This window comes from Synechococcus sp. CC9605, assembly GCF_000012625.1.
GTDB lineage: Bacteria > Cyanobacteriota > Cyanobacteriia > PCC-6307 > Cyanobiaceae > Parasynechococcus.
Genome location: NC_007516.1, coordinates 833,381 through 849,073, shown reverse-complemented (window position 1 = coordinate 849,073; position 15,693 = coordinate 833,381). Strand labels below are relative to the sequence as shown.

The following is a 15,693-nucleotide window of genomic DNA, read 5'->3' as shown; positions in this document are numbered from 1 at the left end:
AAAGATTTAAAAATCAAGAAAAGCTCTTTTAGTACCTGCAAGCCGAGGCAATCAAAACAAATCATTTGTTCAGACTTCGTTGAACATCGTTGTTTGCTTTTTCTGACACCGCGCTGTATTGATTTTCAAACAATCCGCAATCGTTGAAGCATCACTGGAGCGAGCACGAGCGGCCGCCAAACCGTGCAAAGACGCAGCGGCAGCGAAGCTTTCAAGCCCGGGCTGCTGCTGTGACGCAACTGTCTGGGCGCCCCAACCGGTGGCAAAACCGGCCAGCAGATCACCCAGGCCGGTGCGGGCCACATGGGGGCTCGTGGATGTGAGCACCACCGCCGCACCCGTTGGATCAGCTAGCACGGAATGCGCACCTTTTAGCAAAATGCAGCAACGGCTGCAGCGGGCCGCGGCGATCGCCTTCTCAAGCGCATCACCCGCATCACAATCTGGAAACAACCGGGAAAACTCAGCCGCATGAGGCGTCAGCCATGTCGCCCCCCGCCGCTTCAACAACCAGCGCCACCCCTGAGGACTGGCCGCCAGGCCATTGAGGCCATCGGCATCGAGCACCAGCAAACCGGAGACGCTGAGCATCTGCTCCGACCACTGGCTCCACCAATGGGTGAGCTTCCCCAGCCCGGGACCGACCAAAACCGCATCCAGCCGCTCTGGAATCACCCCGTCCTCCAGTTGCATCACCTCCGGCAACACCTGCCACAAGGTGGATTGAAGACGGGGCGGCACAACGGCCTGAACGCAGCCGCAGCCACTGGCCATGGCACCCCGCAGCGCCAGATGTGCTGCGCCGGGGTAGCGATCACTGCCCGCCACCACCAGGCAGCGGCCCCGCTCGTACTTCATCGCCGTGGGCGGCAGCGGCGGTAACGGGGCCGAGCAGGCCTCTGTCACCGGCAGACGGCGCGGCAAGACCGCTGCGGCGTTGCCCATCACCGCAGGGGGCAACCCCAGATCAATCCGCACCAATGCTCCAACCCAGGAACGGGCCGGGTCCAGACACAACCCACGCTTCAACCAGCCAACACTGAGGGTGACCGAGGCACAGGCCGCCTGCTCGCCCAACACGGTTCCCTGGTCGGAGCAAAGGCCCGACGGCACATCCAGGCTGATCAAAGCTCCAGGCCGAAGATGCTGGCGGCGCCGGAAGAGGTCCGCCAAGAGCTCTGGCAGCGGCCGACTCTGGCCGAGCCCGAAGACCGCATCCAGCCACAGTTCGGCTCCGCCTGGATTGGGCTCTTCAATCCGTTGGCGCAGACCAAGCCACTCCCCGTGGCGCAGATGTTCAGCGGTGAGGGTCTTGCGAATCGGCAGGGGACACCACAACGACACCTCGATGCCAGCCAGGTGCAACTCCCGGGCCACCACCAGACCATCGCCACCGTTGTGACCCGGTCCCACCAGGACAACCACGCCATGGCGCAGCAGATCCCGGCGTGCCAGCAGCCAAGCCGCCATGGCCAGCCCCACCTTCTCCATCAAGGCGGCGACGGGCATTCCGCTCTCGAACAACCTCTGTTCCGCAGCCGCCATGGACGCGGCATCCACCAGCACGTGATCGGAATCAGCGGGAGGCCACACCAGTTGAAGGTTGCCGGGACCTCACTATGGAGAGAACTCCCTGCGCCGCCCATGGCCGTCGGATCCACCACAACCCGCGCTGGAGAGGCTGCTCTTGAGCGCCTCAGGCAATGGCCCGGGGAGCATCGTGTGGCCATTGGTCTCTCTGGAGGCGTCGACAGTTCCCTGACGGCGGCACTGCTGGTGGAGGCGGGCTGGGAGGTGGAAGGCCTGACGCTCTGGCTGATGAGCGGGAAAGGAGCCTGTTGCGCCGAGGGGCTGGTGGATGCGGCCGGCATCTGTGAACAGCTGGGCATTCCCCACCACGTGGTGGACATGCGCGAAACGTTCCAACAGGAAATCGTTCAACGGCTGGTGGATGGCTATCGCGATGGGATCACGCCATTGCCCTGCTCCCAGTGCAACCGATCGGTGAAGTTCGGACCAATGCTCGATTGGGCTCTGCAGGAGCGCAAGCTGCCCCGAATCGCCACCGGCCACTACGCCCGGATCCGCCATGGCGGCGATCGAGGGCGCCATCAGCTGCTGCGGGGCCTCGATACCCGCAAGGACCAGAGTTACTTCCTCTATGACTTACCCCAGGAGGTTCTGGGGCGCATCGTTTTCCCCTTGGGGGAGCTGACCAAACCCGACACGCGACTCGAAGCCGCCCGCCACGGTCTGCGCACCGCAGAAAAACCGGAGAGTCAGGATCTTTGCCTGGCCGACCACCACGGATCGATGCGGGCGTTCCTGGATGCTTATCTGCCACCGCGGCAGGGGGAAATCGTGCTGGCGGACGGGACTGTTGTGGGCGAGCACGACGGCATTGAACACTTCACCGTCGGTCAGCGCAAAGGGCTCGGTGTGGCCTGGGGCGAGCCCCTTCACGTCATCCGCCTTGACGCTGCCATGAATCGGGTGGTCGTGGCACCCCGGGCCGAGGCTGGCCGAGACAGCTGCGTGGTGGGCGCGGTGAACTGGGTCTCGATTGACCCGATCGAGGCACCGCGAACCGTTGAGGTACAGGTGCGCTATCGCAGTACACCAGTGCGTGCGGAGCTTTCACCCCTCCCGGCCATCGAAGCAGATCAGCAGCGGGAACGGCCCCACCGCTGCCGTCTCAGCTTTGAGGAGGAGCAGTTCTCGATCACACCAGGCCAGGCGGCGGTGTTCTACGACGGTGAAACCGTTCTGGGTGGGGGGCTGATCCAACGGGAATAGGGCGTGACGCGCTGGCGCACCTGAACGACGGCCTCGGCGACCCCCGAGGCTTCAGGCGCTAACAACCTCTGCACCGACCCGTTGGCCGAAATCAGCGCCGTGGGGCCCGTGTTGCCAACGCTGAGCAGATCCCGTCCTGTCTCGATCGCCCTTAACTGCGCCAGAGCCAGAAACTGCTCCTGCAACTGGAGCGGGTAGGGGTCGAGATTGGCGATGGCCAGGAGCCAGGTCGCTCCATCGGCAGCGGCGCGGGCCAAAGCCAGACCATCGGCGATCTCGTAGCAGATCGCAACGGCCGCAGGGGGTTCCACCACCGCCATCGTTCTCGGGGCCGGACCGGGGGACAATCCCCCCACCGCAGATAGTCCCGCCGTCAGCCCGGCAGGAAGAGGCGGAATCCATTCCCCGATCGGCACGAGACGGTGCTTGTCAGCCAGAGGAACGGGAAACCAATCGGGCGGCTCGTAGAGCAACAAGGAACTCCGTTGCTGACCCCGCACCCAACGGAATCCGCCACTGATCAGAGGCATGGCTGGAGCTTCGGCCGGCAGCTGAAAACGCGCCGGCAGCGCTCCCTCCGGAGCAACCACAGCAGCTGGATTGTTGGGCTCCAGCTGACGCATCGCATCCACCAGAGCCATTGGAAGCGCCTGTTGACGTTCCAGATCGAATTTTTCTCGGGTGGGAACGGCGGGTTGCCAGACCCCCAGAGCAACGGAGTCGACCGGCGGCGGCGGCGCCGACAACAGCCAGCTGCCCAAACCATGGGCCAGAAGCACACTGGCCAATCCGAGCAGGCCCCAGCGACGCCAGGAAGCGGGTTGCTCGAACAGCGCCAGCAGGCAGCAGCCCCAGCACAACTGCAGCCATGTCAGCCCTCCGGAACCAAACCAGCGGGCCAATCCCGCCAGGGGACGGTCCCAGGGCAGGGTGGTGCCGCCGACGCCGATCCAGAACAGCGGCGAACCCGAAAGCACCAGTTCGGCCAGGGCCCAGACCCCGGCCAGCAACATCAGCCGCACTGGACGCGGCCAGTGATGAGGCAACCGCCGCGCCAACACAGACCATCCGGCCAGAAGCAGAGCGGCAAGGCTCCCGCAGGCCAGCCAGAGCGCCAGTGCTACAGGCAGGCTGAGCCAGGCGGGGACGCCCATCCAGGTGAGTGGATGCAGGGCCAGCAGCCAACGGTGACTGATCAAAACGGCCAGCAGTCCCCAGCCCGCCGACCAGCGGGGACGCTCAGCCACGGACCAGAGCAGCGCCAGGGCGGGGACCATCAACAATGGCCCGCCAAGGCATGGAGCCACGCCGGCCAGAACGCCGCCAAGCAGCGCCCGCGATCCGGCCTGCAGTTGGTGATTGCCCATGGTCAGCAGTCCCGGCCGAAGGCATCCTGGATCGGACCCGCCCACCTGTCGCCATGGATGCCGCGAATCCTCTCCAGCAACTGCTGCTCCGCGGCCTGGGCACCACCACCCTCGTTGCTGAGCGTCTGCGCGGCGTCACCCAGAACTGGGTGAGCAGTGGCCGACTGGATCCGAATGAAGCATCCGCTCTGGTGGACGACGTGCTCAAGGCCCTGCGCGGTGAAACCCCCGAGCTGGAACAGCAGATGGGGCGCAACCTGGAACGCAACCGCGACAACCTGCTCCAGGACTTTGGCGTTCCCAGCCAGAAAGAAGTGGACGAGCTGCGCGGCCGCATTGATCGCCTCGAGCAACAGCTGCGGCAGATGAACCGGCCTGAATGAACGCCGACGCCGCGGACAGGAGGTCAGAATCAGCGCAATAGAAGCCTTTACGTGCGCGACATCATCATCAGCACAACGGTCTGTGTGGCCTGCCTGCTCCTGGCGCTGGTCAGCCAGATCGTGGCCCCCTCCACTGTTTCCGCAGCCCCGGTGCAGCCTGCTGCCGTTCGCAGCGAAGCTTCGAAACCCCAAAAGGCGTTGAGCTTCGAACTTGACCCTGACGACCCCAACCCGACTCTTTTCGCCATGGCCAACGATTCCGCATCCGCAGACGCCTCAGCCCTGGGTGGCCCCCTCGATGCCCCCGACACCACCATCACCGCCAGTGGTCTGAAAATCATCGAGCTGGAGGTGGGCAGCGGCGAAGAGGCCACCCCCGGCCAAACGGTGGTGGTGCATTACCGCGGCACCCTGGAAGACGGACTCCAGTTCGATGCCAGCTACGACCGGGGCACACCCTTCAGCTTCCCCCTCGGGGCTGGTCGGGTGATCAAGGGTTGGGATGAAGGTGTTGCCGGGATGAAAGTTGGTGGCAAACGCAAGCTGGTGATCCCCTCCGACCTGGCCTACGGAAGCCGGGGTGCCGGTGGCGTGATTCCCCCCAACGCAACCTTGATCTTCGAGGTGGAACTGCTCGACGTGAAGAAGTGAGCGGAAGCTAGGCTCAAGCCAAGACAATTCCGCTTTGAACCGATGCTGCGCTCGGCCCTTTCCACCCTTGCATGTGCCCTCCCTGCCCCCGTAGCAGAAGCCCATTGCGACGGTCCTTGTGGCGTGTACGACCCGGCTTCCGCTCGCGTGGCAGCCGAAGCCGTGCTGTCGATGACCAAAAAGCTGAAGGCGATGGAAGCTCCCGCCTCTGGTGACGCTGCTGCCCTGGCCGCCTACAACAACACCTTCGGCCGCTACGTGGCCATCAAGGAAGAGGAAGCTCAGAAGACCAAGAAAGAGCTGTTGATCCTCTGGACCGACTACTTCAAGCCCGATCACCTGGCCACCTTCCCCGACCTGCACGACACCTTCTGGAAAGCAGCCAAACTCTGCAGCGCCTGCAAGGTGAACATCGATCAGGCCAAGGCCGAGGAACTGATGGCCGCCGTTGAGAAAATCCACGGCATGTTCTGGCAGTCCAAGGGCCGTTCCGACGCCTGGGTCACCGCATCCTGAGTTCGAACAGAACCAATCCCCCCATCGCAGCAGCAGGTCTTCGCGACCTGTTGCTGCTTTTTTGTGGCCGACGCCTGCTGCTGCGCATCGAAGGACGATCGATGCAACCCACCCTTGAACCCGGAGATCGGGTTCTGGTCAGACGGCTGGGACGGAAGACCGCACCCTGCCTGGGATCCGTGGTCGTGACCTGGCATCCACAACGCAGCAAGCTGCGCCTGATCAAGCGCCTCAACCGATTGGACAGCAGAGGGTTTTGGTTGCTGGGGGACAACCCCTCTGAAAACACCGACAGCCGCCAACTCGGAGCGGTGCCAACCAATCTGTTGATTGGCGAGGTGGTGGGTCGGTTGCCGCGCGGGGAATCAGAACAGAGCCGGTGAGGTCTTTTGCAGCCAGATGGCCCCGGTGATGATCGAGAGAGCACCTGTCCCACCCACGAGGAAGGGCATCAGCCGGGCACCGCTGCGGAGCGTGAGGAACGACACCACAGACACCACGGCCACCATGGCGCCTATGGACCCAAGCAGGTAAGCCACCAGGTAGCCGACAGCGGCGTGGGGCGGCAGGGCCAAGGCTGGGATCACCGCGAGCAGGTGACTGGCCCCCGCCAGTCCATGCAGCAAGCCCAGCCCGGAGGAGGCGTGGACGTGGCGACGGTGGTTGCTGGCGCCGCGCACGTGCAGATGAAGATGACGATGCTCTGCGGCACCGTCGTGGCGGTGCTGATGGGTGTGCAGTTCCAGCCCGAACGCCGTGCGCACGGCCAGGGCACCCACCACCAGCAGGGCAACACCCACGAGAAATTCCGCCCAGGACGACATCGCCTCCACATGGGCCAGGTCTTTCAGACCAATGGCGATCAACGCAAGAACCACGACTCCGGTGGAGTGACCAGCACCCCAAGCCAGGGCGTGACGAAAGGCGGCCCATGGCTTGCTCAGGGAGAAGGGCGCCATTGCCACCAGGTGATCAGCACCACCCACCACATGAACGGCCCCGGCTGCAACACCGGTCAAAAGGCTAATCAGCACAAAGAACCGCCTGAATGTCCCAATTCTGCATCAGCAGTGAAATGGCAACGGCCTTAACCGGCCTGGATCAACTGCACCAGACCAGCTTCAACATCCTGCTGCCGCATCAGGGCTTCCCCCACCAGCACAGCCCCCGCACCGGCGGCTTGCACGCGATCGAGATCGGCCCGGCTGAACAGACCTGATTCACTCACCAGCAACACCCCCTGTTGCTTCAACCGGTCGTTGAAGTCGACCAGCAGCCGCTCGGTCGTGGCCAGATCCGTCTCGAAGCTGGTCAGATCACGGTTGTTAATTCCAATCAAGGGGAAGCCGCCAATGCTCAGCACCCGGTCCATTTCGGTGGCGTCGTGAACCTCCACCAACACGGTGAGGCCCAAAGCCGCCGCAGCCTTGTTGAGATAACGAAGATCCTGATCCGACAGGATGGCAGCGATCAGCAGCACCGCATCAGCCCCGGCCGCTCTGGCCTGGAACAGCTGGTAGGGGCTCAGCACAAACTCCTTGCAGAGCAGAGGCAGGTCAACGGCCTGACGCACCTCCACCAAGACATCAAAGCCGCCCTGGAAGAAGGTCTTGTCGGTGAGCACCGAGAGGCAGCTTGCACCACCAGAGGCATAGGCCTTGGCAATCGCCACCGGGTCGAAATCCTCACGGATCACCCCTTTGCTGGGGCTCGCTTTTTTCACCTCAGCGATCACCGCAGGTTTCGTGGCGGCCGCCTGAAGCGCCCCCAGGAAATCCTTGGTGGGAGGAAGCTTGGCAATCTGCTGCTTCAGGTTGTCGAGAGGAACCTTGTCGCGGGCGGCATCGATCTCACGGTCTTTTTCCCAGACAATTTTCTCGAGAATGTGACGCGGTTCCTCGTCGTCGTGGGGCACCGCATATTCGAGATGGGCCACCCGCACTTTGGGGTTGGGGGGACGACGGCGGATCTCCATGGAAGAGGGGAAAGACTGGAACGAAAAACGTGGGGCGGGATCAGGCGGCCACCTGGGCGGAAGCCTGCTTGTAAGCAACCTCCACCACCTCGCTGAGGGTTGGGTGGGTGTGCACTTCGGTGGCGAGCTGACGCACGCTCTGGCGCCTGGCAACGGCATTGGCCACCTCCTGGATCAGGTCGGCGGCGTGAAGCCCATAGATGTGGGCGCCAAGCACTTCACCACTGGTTTTATTGAACAGCAGCTTCATGAGGCCATCGCTATCCAGTTCAGCCAAAGCTTTCGAATTGGCCTTGAAGTAGCTGCGAACGGAACCGAGCTGGAAGCCATCCTTCTCTGCCAAAGCTTTGGCATCCGCCTCGGTCAGACCGACCGAGCTGATCTCGGGATGGGTGAAGGTGGCTGCCGGAATGCTGCGGTAATCGATCTCGCGCGCATGGCCAAGGATGTTGTCCACCGCAACGGTGCCTTGGGCAGCAGCCGTGTGGGCCAGCATCAGCTTGCCGGTCACATCGCCGACGGCCCAGAGATGAGGAACAGGCTGGTCGTTGACCAGAACGCGCATGGCGTCGTCGATCGGGACGAAGCCACGGTTCGTCTCCACGTTCAGCGACTCCAGGTTGAGACCCTTGCTGCTGGGAACACGTCCTGTGGCCACCAGAACGGCATCCACCTCAAGGCTCTCAACCAGTTCACGACTGTTGAAATCAGCCAGTTCGATCTGCACCGGACAGCCCGGGGTGACCTTGCGGGCCAGCAGACCGGAACGCGCATCGATATCGCGACCATCAATCAAATGACGCCCAGCGATCTTGGCGATGTCTGGATCAAAGGTGGGCATCACCTTGCCCATGGCCTCGATCATCGTCACCTCGCAACCGAGGGCGGTGTACACATCAGCGAATTCAAGGCCGATGTAACCGCTGCCGATGATGGCGATCCAGCGGGGCAGCCATTCCAGGTTGATGGCCTCGTCACTGGTGAACACCGTGCGGCCATCGGTTTCGATGCCTGGCGGCACAAAGGGATCTGATCCGGTGGCGATGATCACGTCCTTGGCGGTCAGCACCCTGTCGACCCCGCTGGGTTCCCGCAGTCCCACCTTCTGGCTGCCCTCAAGACGGCCGTGCCCACGAAGGATGGTCACCCCGGCCCGTTCGAGGGTTTTGGTGAGGTTGGTGCGGATGGTCTGAACCAGCTGATTGGCGTGATCAGCGATCTTCTGCCGCTCGAACCGCACGGGAGCAGCGTGAATGCCGAAGCTCGAGAGGTGTTTGTCGTCTGCCAGTTCCCGCACTTTTCCACTGGCGGCCAGCAGCGCCTTGGAGGGCACGCAGCCCCGGTTCACACAGGTGCCACCCATGTCGCGGGATTCAACGATCGCCGCCTTCAAGCCGTGCTCGGCGGCATGTTTGGCAGCATCGAAGCCGCCGTAGCCGGCTCCAATAACAATGACGTCGAAGTCGAAGCTGGCGTCGCTCACCCGAACTGCTGCGATTTGGCGGTCATTGTCGCTCTTCGCCGCTCCAGAAGGAGAGGAACAGCGGCAGACGCCACATTCAGGGATTCCACCCGTGCGCTATGGGGGAGCGTGACGGCATGGGTGCAGCAGGCCTGCAGATCAGGATGCAGACCTGCGCCCTCGGTTCCCAGCACCAGCGCCGTCGGCAGCGTCCAGTCGAGATCCCAGTAGGGAATCGGAGAAGCTTGGGTCGAATCGGGCACCAGGGTGGCCACCACTTGCACACCCAAAGCTGCTAGCTGCTTCAGTCCCTGCCGAAGCTGTGAAATCGCCATCGCTTCGCTGGGGCCAAAGCGTTGATGCGGCAGTTGAAGCAGAGCACCGGCAGAGGCCCGCAACACCTTCGTGCCAAGTGGGTCTACGCCAGCCCCCATCCAAACCGCGTTGACGTCAGCGGCCAGGGCCGTGCGCAGCAACGTGCCCAGATTCCCTGGATCCTGAATCCGATCCAGAACCAGGAGGAAGTCCAGCTCTGGTGGGACGGCGGGCAGTCGATCCAGGGGGCTCAGGCAGGCAACACCATCAGGTGTGACCGTTGTGAGTGCAGCCCGCAACACCTCATCGGTGACGATCCGCAATCGCGCCTGGACACAACGTTCAGCCAGGGCCGAATGACCTTGCCACCAGGCTTCAGTCGCGATGATTTCATCGGGTGCATTGCCCTGCCTGAGAACTTCTTGTAACAGGTGGGTGCCCTCGAGAAGCAACAGCCCCTCGGCCTCTCGCCCAGCACGGGTGGCCAGGGTTCGCAGCCGTTTGACCAGGGGATTGCGTCGGCTACTGATCAGGGGGAAAGAGGAATTCAGAAAACGACTCAGAACGCTGCGTGTTTGCGCACGTTCAGTCCCTTGTGAACGCTCAGATCCTCGCCGTCGAGCTCGAGGCCATTGATGGCTGCGATTTCCCCTTTAATTCCTTCCGCCGCCAAATTTTCAATCAGCTTTTTGATTACTTGATCCTCGACGGTTGCATGGTCGATGGAATCAGGGGTGAGAAATTCAAGAAACTTTCCCACCTTCGAAGCAACGACTTCAGAAGCGTTGGAAATTTTCAAAACAATCATGGTTGTCGGGTGTCATTACCCGACAAAGTTAGTGCGGATGGGGAGACTTGAACTCCCACGATGTTGCCACCACTAGTACCTGAAACTAGCGCGTCTACCAATTCCGCCACATCCGCTGGCGTGTCGTATTCGACGGGAAGAACATAGGCCATCGCCGATCCCTGACGGCCCCAGCCCTTCGCAACAAACTGTCCACTTTGAACGCCGGCCGTCTAGACGGTCTCAAAAACTGTTGCCAAACTCCGGACTTAGGGGATCAGCTCACCGATGATGGCCGTTGCAGAAGCGTCTCAGGAGAGTCTCAAGCAACGCCTCAATGTCAGCGGTGGTAATGGCTTAAAGGGGACACTTCGCGTCAGCGGTGCGAAAAACTCTGCTCTGGTGCTGATGACAGCCAGCCTCCTCAGCGAGGAGACCATTGAGCTGACCAACATTCCCTCTCTCACAGACATCGATGGCATGAGCGCCATCCTCGAATCTCTGGGGGTTCAAGTCGACAGGCAGTCGGATTGCATTCGCCTCACCGCAGCCGAGCTCAGTGGCTCAGCCCCTCCCTACGAACTGGTTAACAGCCTGCGCGCCAGTTTCTTCAGCATTGGTCCGCTGCTTGGACGCCTGGGACACGCTCAGGTCCCCCTGCCTGGAGGGTGCCGTATCGGGGCTCGTCCCGTCGTGGAACACATCCGCGGACTGAAAGCCCTCGGTGCCGTCGTCAATGTCGAGCACGGGATTGTCACAGCCTCAGTGCCCGGCAGCAAAAAACGCCTGACAGGCGCTCAGATCGTGCTCGACTGCCCCAGCGTTGGCGCCACCGAAACCATTCTGATGGCAGCGGTTCTGGCCGATGGGGTCTCCACCATTGAAAACGCTGCTCAGGAACCTGAAGTGCAGGACCTGGCCAACCTGCTCAACAGCATGGGGGGCCAGGTCAGCGGCGCTGGCGGCCCGTTGATCACTGTTCAAGGGGTAGAGCGGCTCCGTGGTTGCAGCAACTACCCGGTAATCCCGGATCGCATTGAAGCCGGAACATTCCTGATGGCGGCGGCAATCACGCGCTCACCACTGGTGGTGGAGCCCGTCATTCCCGAGCACCTCAGCGCTGTGATCCAAAAGCTTCGCGATTGCGGCTGCTCCATCCAGATCAAGGGAAGGGCCGTGACGATCACCCCAGGCGAGATCACGGCCGTGGATATCACCACCCAACCGTTCCCCGGGTTTCCAACCGATCTCCAGGCACCGTTCATGGCCCTGATGTGCACCGCGAAGGGCACCAGTGTGATCAGCGAAAAGATCTACGAAAACCGTCTGCAGCATGTGGCCGAACTGCAGCGCATGGGGGCGTCGATTCGACTCGAGGGCAGCACCGCCATCGTGGAAGGCGTGGCTCAGCTGAGCGCAGCTCCCGTCACCGGTACCGACCTCCGTGCAGCCGCAGCCATGGTGCTGGCTGGCCTCTCCGCCAAAGGAATCACCGAAGTGGCTGGTCTGAAGCACCTGGACCGGGGCTACGACGACCTCGAAGCCAAGCTCAGCGCTGCTGGCGCTGAGGTGAAGCGCAACATCCCCTGAAGAGGGGCCTTTCAATCAATACAAGCAGTGGGCGGGAGCCTGGCGGAATTGGTAGACGCAGCTGACTCAAAACCGCAAAGTCAGTTCTTGTCTACACAGGCGTCTCAGCAAGGGATCACCTGAGAAGTCAGCTATAGAGGCAGACCTTAGGCAAGAGAGGCGAACCCGTGATGCACGTTGAATGAGCCGTTAGGGCACTTCGGCAGACAATCTTGGTAGACAAGGTTGACTTGCGTGCATGGTGGTTGCATCGAATCCAGCTAGCCGACGTGGCACCTAAATCCACCTACCCATGGACCCCTGAAGTGGCTCGACTGAACGAGCTGCTCAGCGATGAATCCATCAATGGGCACGCGGTCCGAATCAGGACCAGACCCCGACCACTCGCTGGCGGGTTTCACATGATGGAACTGATGGCTGAGTGGAAGCCCGAAGCGCTGACCAAAAGCGGACGAGGGACTCCCACAGCAACCGACATAAAGCTTCATCCAACTGACTGGATAACGACCTGGGGACAGCTCGAACCAATCGTTCGGGACATGATCCGCCGAGCCAACAACGGAACCTCTTGCAGGGTCGCTGACAGGCGAAGCAGCGCTGTTGTCATACCGACCTCAACCCCCATCGGTAAGCAGATCGCCGAGGCACGAGAGATCGTGATGAAGAAAGGGAACCCGAACGCCACCCTCAAGGACGGAACCAAGGGGAGGAAGTGCAATCAGAAGCAGCTGAACAAGCACCTGGCGGTGATCAGCAAGATCGGTCAGGTCTTGGTGGACAACAAGAAATCGTTATCGGTGGAGAGTGCTGCGCGGGTCCTGCTGCAGACCAACAAACGGGACGGCAAGTACACCCTTGATCAGGTCAGAGCCTCGAAGCTCTATAAGGACGAGCTGGACATCCTGAAGTTCGCCTGTCGGGAGATGGGTTTGCCGATGCAGATGCCCAATGAGGTGGTGCCGACCTGGGAATCGAAGCCGAAGGACCGTCTCATCCCTTCTGACGCAATCCTCTGCAAGCGGTTCAAGACCATCAAGGACCCGTACGAACAGAAGCTGCTGTACGCCTGTGTCACCTTTGGTCGTAGGAACCGAGAGATCTACTCAATGGACTACGACAACATTCAGAAGAAAGATGGAATCACGATGATGTATGTCTACTCAAACAAAACAAAATCAAACGGAATTACTTGGTGTCTTCCCTTTGGTGATGAGCAAGTAGACCTCTCAGGATTCGAGCCACCTGAATGGGAGACGTTGAAAACTATTGACCGTGAAGCTGATGAGTCTTTGGAAAGTATGTACGCCACACAGTCAGCAAAGATCACCGAACTATGCAAGGACCATCTGGGTTGTTACCCCTATGACCTTCGCCACCGCTGGTGTTGCAAGGCACTTATCGATGGAAACAATGAGTTCCACGTAGCGGAGGCTATGGGTACATCACCAGAGATGATCCGAAAGACCTACGCCCGTCAGATTGCACAGGGCAAGATGAAGAAAGGGTGGACCCCACAGGTCTCTTGATAAGATGGTTAGGTCACACCTGCAGGCGTGGCGGAATTGGTAGACGCAGCGCACTCAAAATGCGCCGGGGCAACCCTTGTCGGTTCAAGTCCGACCGCCTGTACTCAAAGGAATAATCCGACCCATCCGGTGGGCGAGTCGGTGCATCTGTTCCATGTCGTATCGGTGGGTGCGGGTACCGAAGACTCGGTAGTGCTTGCCCTCGACCATCTCCCCAGCGTCAATCCATGACCGCTTGAGGTTCTTGAACTGACGGGTAGAGACGCCGAGATATTCGGATATGCCCTTGGTATCGAGCCAAGGAGTAGGAGCCTTAAACATATGTAGGTTTATCGATCGAATCGGTTGGGACTAGCAACCGTCTGGCAGTAGGGGACTGCGCGATCCGATGTACCTGCATGGTGTCAGTTAAGGGAAACCATGGCTGCGGGGGACACGACAAGCCCAGATGGGGGATGAACCCCGCTGAATAAATCACTCGTTTGGGGGAAGTGATTCCCAGCTGGAACGGAGATGATGAAGAGGTCCAGGAGGGATGACCTCCACAACACCAAAACTCAAATGAAACTCTTCACTGCAATCGCTACAGCTGTTGTTCTCGGCGGCTCACTTATCGCTGCCGGTACTCCTGCTTCTGCCTATGAAAGCTATCGAGTTACTCCCACCTATAACGGCGGTTATCGCATCAACGGCTCGAATCGTTACAACGGCCGCTATACGCCTAACTACACCGGTGGTGGCACCTACACCTTCAACTGATATTCCTAGTCGGGACGCCTGATGCCACCGCAGAGCGGCTGAGAGCTATACAAAACCCGAGAGGGAAAAGCAGGGGGCGTTGTTGTCGCTATCCATCTCCCGACAAAACCTCACACACATAACCGCGTCAGCAATGGCGAGAATCTTTCTGCGACTAACCTCACAAGCCCGAGTGATTTGAATCACCTAAGATTGATGCGTGGTTGATCATATTTCAAATGTTCTGCATTCCTTCTCATGCAAGTTCAATCGTTTTTTCAAGCCAAAGACTCACAGAAGTCTCAACCATTCTTTTCCTACAAAGGCTCCTCCAAGGACTCTATTACTGGCTTTGACAAACTTGATACAAGAAAGTATCAAGAGCCTGATGAGTTTCCTATGGGCGAATGGAGCCCTTCCGGGCAAGATGAATACCCCATGGGCGAATGGAGCCCTTCGAGCGAATCAAGCTTCATTGCCGAAGCAGTTCTTTCTACTTTAGGGCAAGCTTCTATCATTGACCCGAATACTTCGCCAACCGCAGATGATTTGTGCACGACCTGTTTCCCTATGAGTGAATGGTGACTATTGATTCAGCCCCCGTCAGCGATGGCGGGGTTTTTTATTTCTGGTTAGTTACTCCTCATCCATTGGTTTTCCGTCGACACCCTCATTGACAAGCTCAGCCAGTCTCAACAGGCTCTGAATGCTGCATAGCTTCCGCTTTAGCTGCCGTGTGTCTGCCTTCCTGCCGTTCATCTCCTCTCGTGTCTTCAGTACCTCAAGCTCCTCTAATGCCATCTCGTGGCACTGCTGACCCCTTCAGTGAGAAGTGACCCTGACCGTCATAACGACCCTTCGATACTCCACTTCGGCTGCCTCTGAGGGATCCACTGGGTGGGCGAGTGTCCTTCGTCTCATATGGAATCAATGGACGGCAGTTGAGATTCGCAAGGTCAGTGGGTGCGGCTCCACAGCTGACCGAGCTTTGGCCTTGTCGGCTTGATCACCAAAACTGGGTAGCTATAAAACGCTCGGTGCAGACAAAAAAAACCACCCCAGATATGGAGTGGCTCTAAAAGCCGTAGTAATCCCCATCACCCGGCCGAATCACTACATCTGCAGCGATGTGACGAGCTTAGTTCAGCCTTACGTCACCTTTAGCGTTGTGCGGATTTAAACAAGACTCACCTTGAGAAGGCTATTTTGTTCAGCAGAGCACTGGATCTAGCGTTTTGTGCGCGATACGCTTTGAATTCCCCCATCACCCGGCCTGCCCTACGGCAGGCTTTTTTGTGCCTGGCACTAGGGGTGGTGTTCGGCACAGCAAAAGACGTTCACTCGGTGATGAGTCTTAATTTCTTCCTTTTGACGACGCAGCCAGCGACACCACAGATCACTTCGTGGGTCTCGTCGCTCAGTCGGCTGATGGCTGGTGGCTCCAGTGACGCGAGGCGCTTTCCAATCCTCCGAGCTGCCATCAACCACTGCATCGTCATCGTCTTAGAGAAATAGCTGGTGAATAGAAAAGGCAGGTTCGTTCCCCTGCGTCGCTTTCTCACGACACGGGCAAGCCCCCAGGCTCAC

At 60.2% G+C, this 15,693-nt stretch carries 16 protein-coding genes and 2 tRNA genes; 10 read left to right on the top strand and 8 right to left on the bottom strand.

What is annotated here, in order from left to right:
* Window positions 1-69 precede the first annotated feature (69 nt).
* Window positions 70-1,593, bottom strand: coding sequence for a bifunctional ADP-dependent NAD(P)H-hydrate dehydratase/NAD(P)H-hydrate epimerase (locus SYNCC9605_RS04440; RefSeq protein ID WP_011363870.1), 1,524 nt, complete (start codon window positions 1,591-1,593; stop codon window positions 70-72).
* Between the two features lie 51 nt (window positions 1,594-1,644).
* Here SYNCC9605_RS04440 and mnmA point away from each other — a divergent pair, with 51 nt between their 5' ends.
* Window positions 1,645-2,796, top strand: coding sequence for a tRNA 2-thiouridine(34) synthase MnmA (mnmA, locus tag SYNCC9605_RS04435; RefSeq protein WP_011363869.1), 1,152 nt, complete (start codon window positions 1,645-1,647; stop codon window positions 2,794-2,796).
* On the opposite strand, the gene SYNCC9605_RS04430 is transcribed toward mnmA, so the two are convergent.
* Window positions 2,748-4,163: an apolipoprotein N-acyltransferase gene (locus tag SYNCC9605_RS04430; protein ID WP_011363868.1), complete on the bottom strand. Its 1,416-nt coding sequence runs from the start codon at window positions 4,161-4,163 to the stop codon at window positions 2,748-2,750. The two genes, mnmA and SYNCC9605_RS04430, sit on opposite strands and share 49 nt — an antisense overlap.
* 53 nt (window positions 4,164-4,216) lie before the next feature.
* Between SYNCC9605_RS04430 and SYNCC9605_RS04425 the strand changes: the two genes are divergently transcribed.
* The 4 genes from SYNCC9605_RS04425 to sodX are packed head-to-tail and all read left to right on the top strand — an operon-like array spanning window position 4,217 to window position 6,096.
* Window positions 4,217-4,546 (top strand): phasin family protein, encoded by a 330-nt coding sequence (locus tag SYNCC9605_RS04425; protein WP_006850663.1) that lies wholly within the window; start codon window positions 4,217-4,219, stop codon window positions 4,544-4,546.
* 51 nt (window positions 4,547-4,597) lie between these two features.
* Window positions 4,598-5,197, top strand: a complete 600-nt coding sequence (locus SYNCC9605_RS04420) for an FKBP-type peptidyl-prolyl cis-trans isomerase (RefSeq protein WP_011363867.1) — start codon at window positions 4,598-4,600, stop codon at window positions 5,195-5,197.
* A gap of 42 nt (window positions 5,198-5,239) precedes the next feature.
* Window positions 5,240-5,713 (top strand): superoxide dismutase, Ni, encoded by a 474-nt coding sequence (sodN, locus tag SYNCC9605_RS04415; protein WP_011363866.1) that lies wholly within the window; start codon window positions 5,240-5,242, stop codon window positions 5,711-5,713.
* A gap of 50 nt (window positions 5,714-5,763) precedes the next feature.
* The gene (sodX, locus tag SYNCC9605_RS04410; protein WP_011363865.1) at window positions 5,764-6,096 is read left to right on the top strand and encodes a nickel-type superoxide dismutase maturation protease; all 333 of its coding nucleotides are present in this window, start codon (window positions 5,764-5,766) and stop codon (window positions 6,094-6,096) included.
* Here sodX and SYNCC9605_RS04405 read toward each other — a convergent pair.
* The 6 genes from SYNCC9605_RS04405 to SYNCC9605_RS04380 form a co-directional block, all read right to left on the bottom strand.
* Complete coding sequence (locus SYNCC9605_RS04405) at window positions 6,079-6,747, bottom strand: hypothetical protein (RefSeq protein WP_011363864.1); 669 nt, start codon at window positions 6,745-6,747, stop codon at window positions 6,079-6,081. The genes sodX and SYNCC9605_RS04405 overlap by 18 nt on opposite strands.
* Window positions 6,748-6,800: 53 nt before the next feature.
* Window positions 6,801-7,688, bottom strand: a complete 888-nt coding sequence (trpC, locus tag SYNCC9605_RS04400; protein WP_011363863.1) for an indole-3-glycerol phosphate synthase TrpC — start codon at window positions 7,686-7,688, stop codon at window positions 6,801-6,803.
* 40 nt (window positions 7,689-7,728) lie between these two features.
* Window positions 7,729-9,171, bottom strand: a complete 1,443-nt coding sequence (gene lpdA, locus SYNCC9605_RS04395; protein WP_011363862.1) for a dihydrolipoyl dehydrogenase — start codon at window positions 9,169-9,171, stop codon at window positions 7,729-7,731.
* Entirely contained in the window at window positions 9,168-9,998 is an 831-nt protein-coding gene (locus tag SYNCC9605_RS04390) for a TrmH family RNA methyltransferase (RefSeq protein WP_041434497.1), read from the bottom strand. The genes lpdA and SYNCC9605_RS04390 overlap by 4 nt, the downstream gene beginning before the upstream one ends.
* Window positions 9,999-10,024: 26 nt before the next feature.
* The gene (locus tag SYNCC9605_RS04385) at window positions 10,025-10,273 is read right to left on the bottom strand and encodes a hypothetical protein (protein WP_011363860.1); all 249 of its coding nucleotides are present in this window, start codon (window positions 10,271-10,273) and stop codon (window positions 10,025-10,027) included.
* Window positions 10,274-10,305: 32 nt separating this feature from the next.
* Window positions 10,306-10,389, bottom strand: a tRNA-Leu gene (locus tag SYNCC9605_RS04380).
* 151 nt (window positions 10,390-10,540) lie between these two features.
* Here SYNCC9605_RS04380 and murA point away from each other — a divergent pair.
* The 5 genes from murA (at window position 10,541) to SYNCC9605_RS14510 (ending at window position 14,691) form a co-directional block, all read left to right on the top strand.
* Complete coding sequence (gene murA, locus SYNCC9605_RS04375; protein ID WP_011363859.1) at window positions 10,541-11,842, top strand: UDP-N-acetylglucosamine 1-carboxyvinyltransferase; 1,302 nt, start codon at window positions 10,541-10,543, stop codon at window positions 11,840-11,842.
* Between the two features lie 413 nt (window positions 11,843-12,255).
* Complete coding sequence (locus SYNCC9605_RS04370) at window positions 12,256-13,368, top strand: hypothetical protein (RefSeq protein WP_156782982.1); 1,113 nt, start codon at window positions 12,256-12,258, stop codon at window positions 13,366-13,368.
* 21 nt (window positions 13,369-13,389) lie between these two features.
* Window positions 13,390-13,471: transfer RNA gene (locus SYNCC9605_RS04365), tRNA-Leu, on the top strand.
* Window positions 13,472-13,929: 458 nt separating this feature from the next.
* Window positions 13,930-14,127, top strand: coding sequence for a hypothetical protein (locus tag SYNCC9605_RS14515; protein ID WP_156782981.1), 198 nt, complete (start codon window positions 13,930-13,932; stop codon window positions 14,125-14,127).
* A gap of 237 nt (window positions 14,128-14,364) precedes the next feature.
* Complete coding sequence (locus tag SYNCC9605_RS14510) at window positions 14,365-14,691, top strand: hypothetical protein (RefSeq protein ID WP_011363856.1); 327 nt, start codon at window positions 14,365-14,367, stop codon at window positions 14,689-14,691.
* Window positions 14,692-15,693: the final 1,002 nt, after the last annotated feature.

What these genes read in the sequence shown, in the direction of transcription:
- mnmA (WP_011363869.1), top strand. Translation starts at nt 1,645, where the DNA reads ATGGCCGTCGGATCCACCACAACCCGCGCTGGAGAGGCTGCTCTTGAG.
- SYNCC9605_RS04430 (WP_011363868.1), bottom strand. Translation starts at nt 4,163, where the DNA reads ATGGGCAATCACCAACTGCAGGCCGGATCGCGGGCGCTGCTTGGCGGC.
- SYNCC9605_RS04425 (WP_006850663.1), top strand. Translation starts at nt 4,217, where the DNA reads ATGGATGCCGCGAATCCTCTCCAGCAACTGCTGCTCCGCGGCCTGGGC.
- sodN (WP_011363866.1), top strand. Translation starts at nt 5,240, where the DNA reads ATGCTGCGCTCGGCCCTTTCCACCCTTGCATGTGCCCTCCCTGCCCCC.
- trpC (WP_011363863.1), bottom strand. Translation starts at nt 7,688, where the DNA reads ATGGAGATCCGCCGTCGTCCCCCCAACCCCAAAGTGCGGGTGGCCCAT.
- SYNCC9605_RS04385 (WP_011363860.1), bottom strand. Translation starts at nt 10,273, where the DNA reads ATGATTGTTTTGAAAATTTCCAACGCTTCTGAAGTCGTTGCTTCGAAG.
- murA (WP_011363859.1), top strand. Translation starts at nt 10,541, where the DNA reads ATGATGGCCGTTGCAGAAGCGTCTCAGGAGAGTCTCAAGCAACGCCTC.
- SYNCC9605_RS04370 (WP_156782982.1), top strand. Translation starts at nt 12,256, where the DNA reads ATGGCTGAGTGGAAGCCCGAAGCGCTGACCAAAAGCGGACGAGGGACT.
- SYNCC9605_RS14515 (WP_156782981.1), top strand. Translation starts at nt 13,930, where the DNA reads ATGAAACTCTTCACTGCAATCGCTACAGCTGTTGTTCTCGGCGGCTCA.
- SYNCC9605_RS14510 (WP_011363856.1), top strand. Translation starts at nt 14,365, where the DNA reads ATGCAAGTTCAATCGTTTTTTCAAGCCAAAGACTCACAGAAGTCTCAA.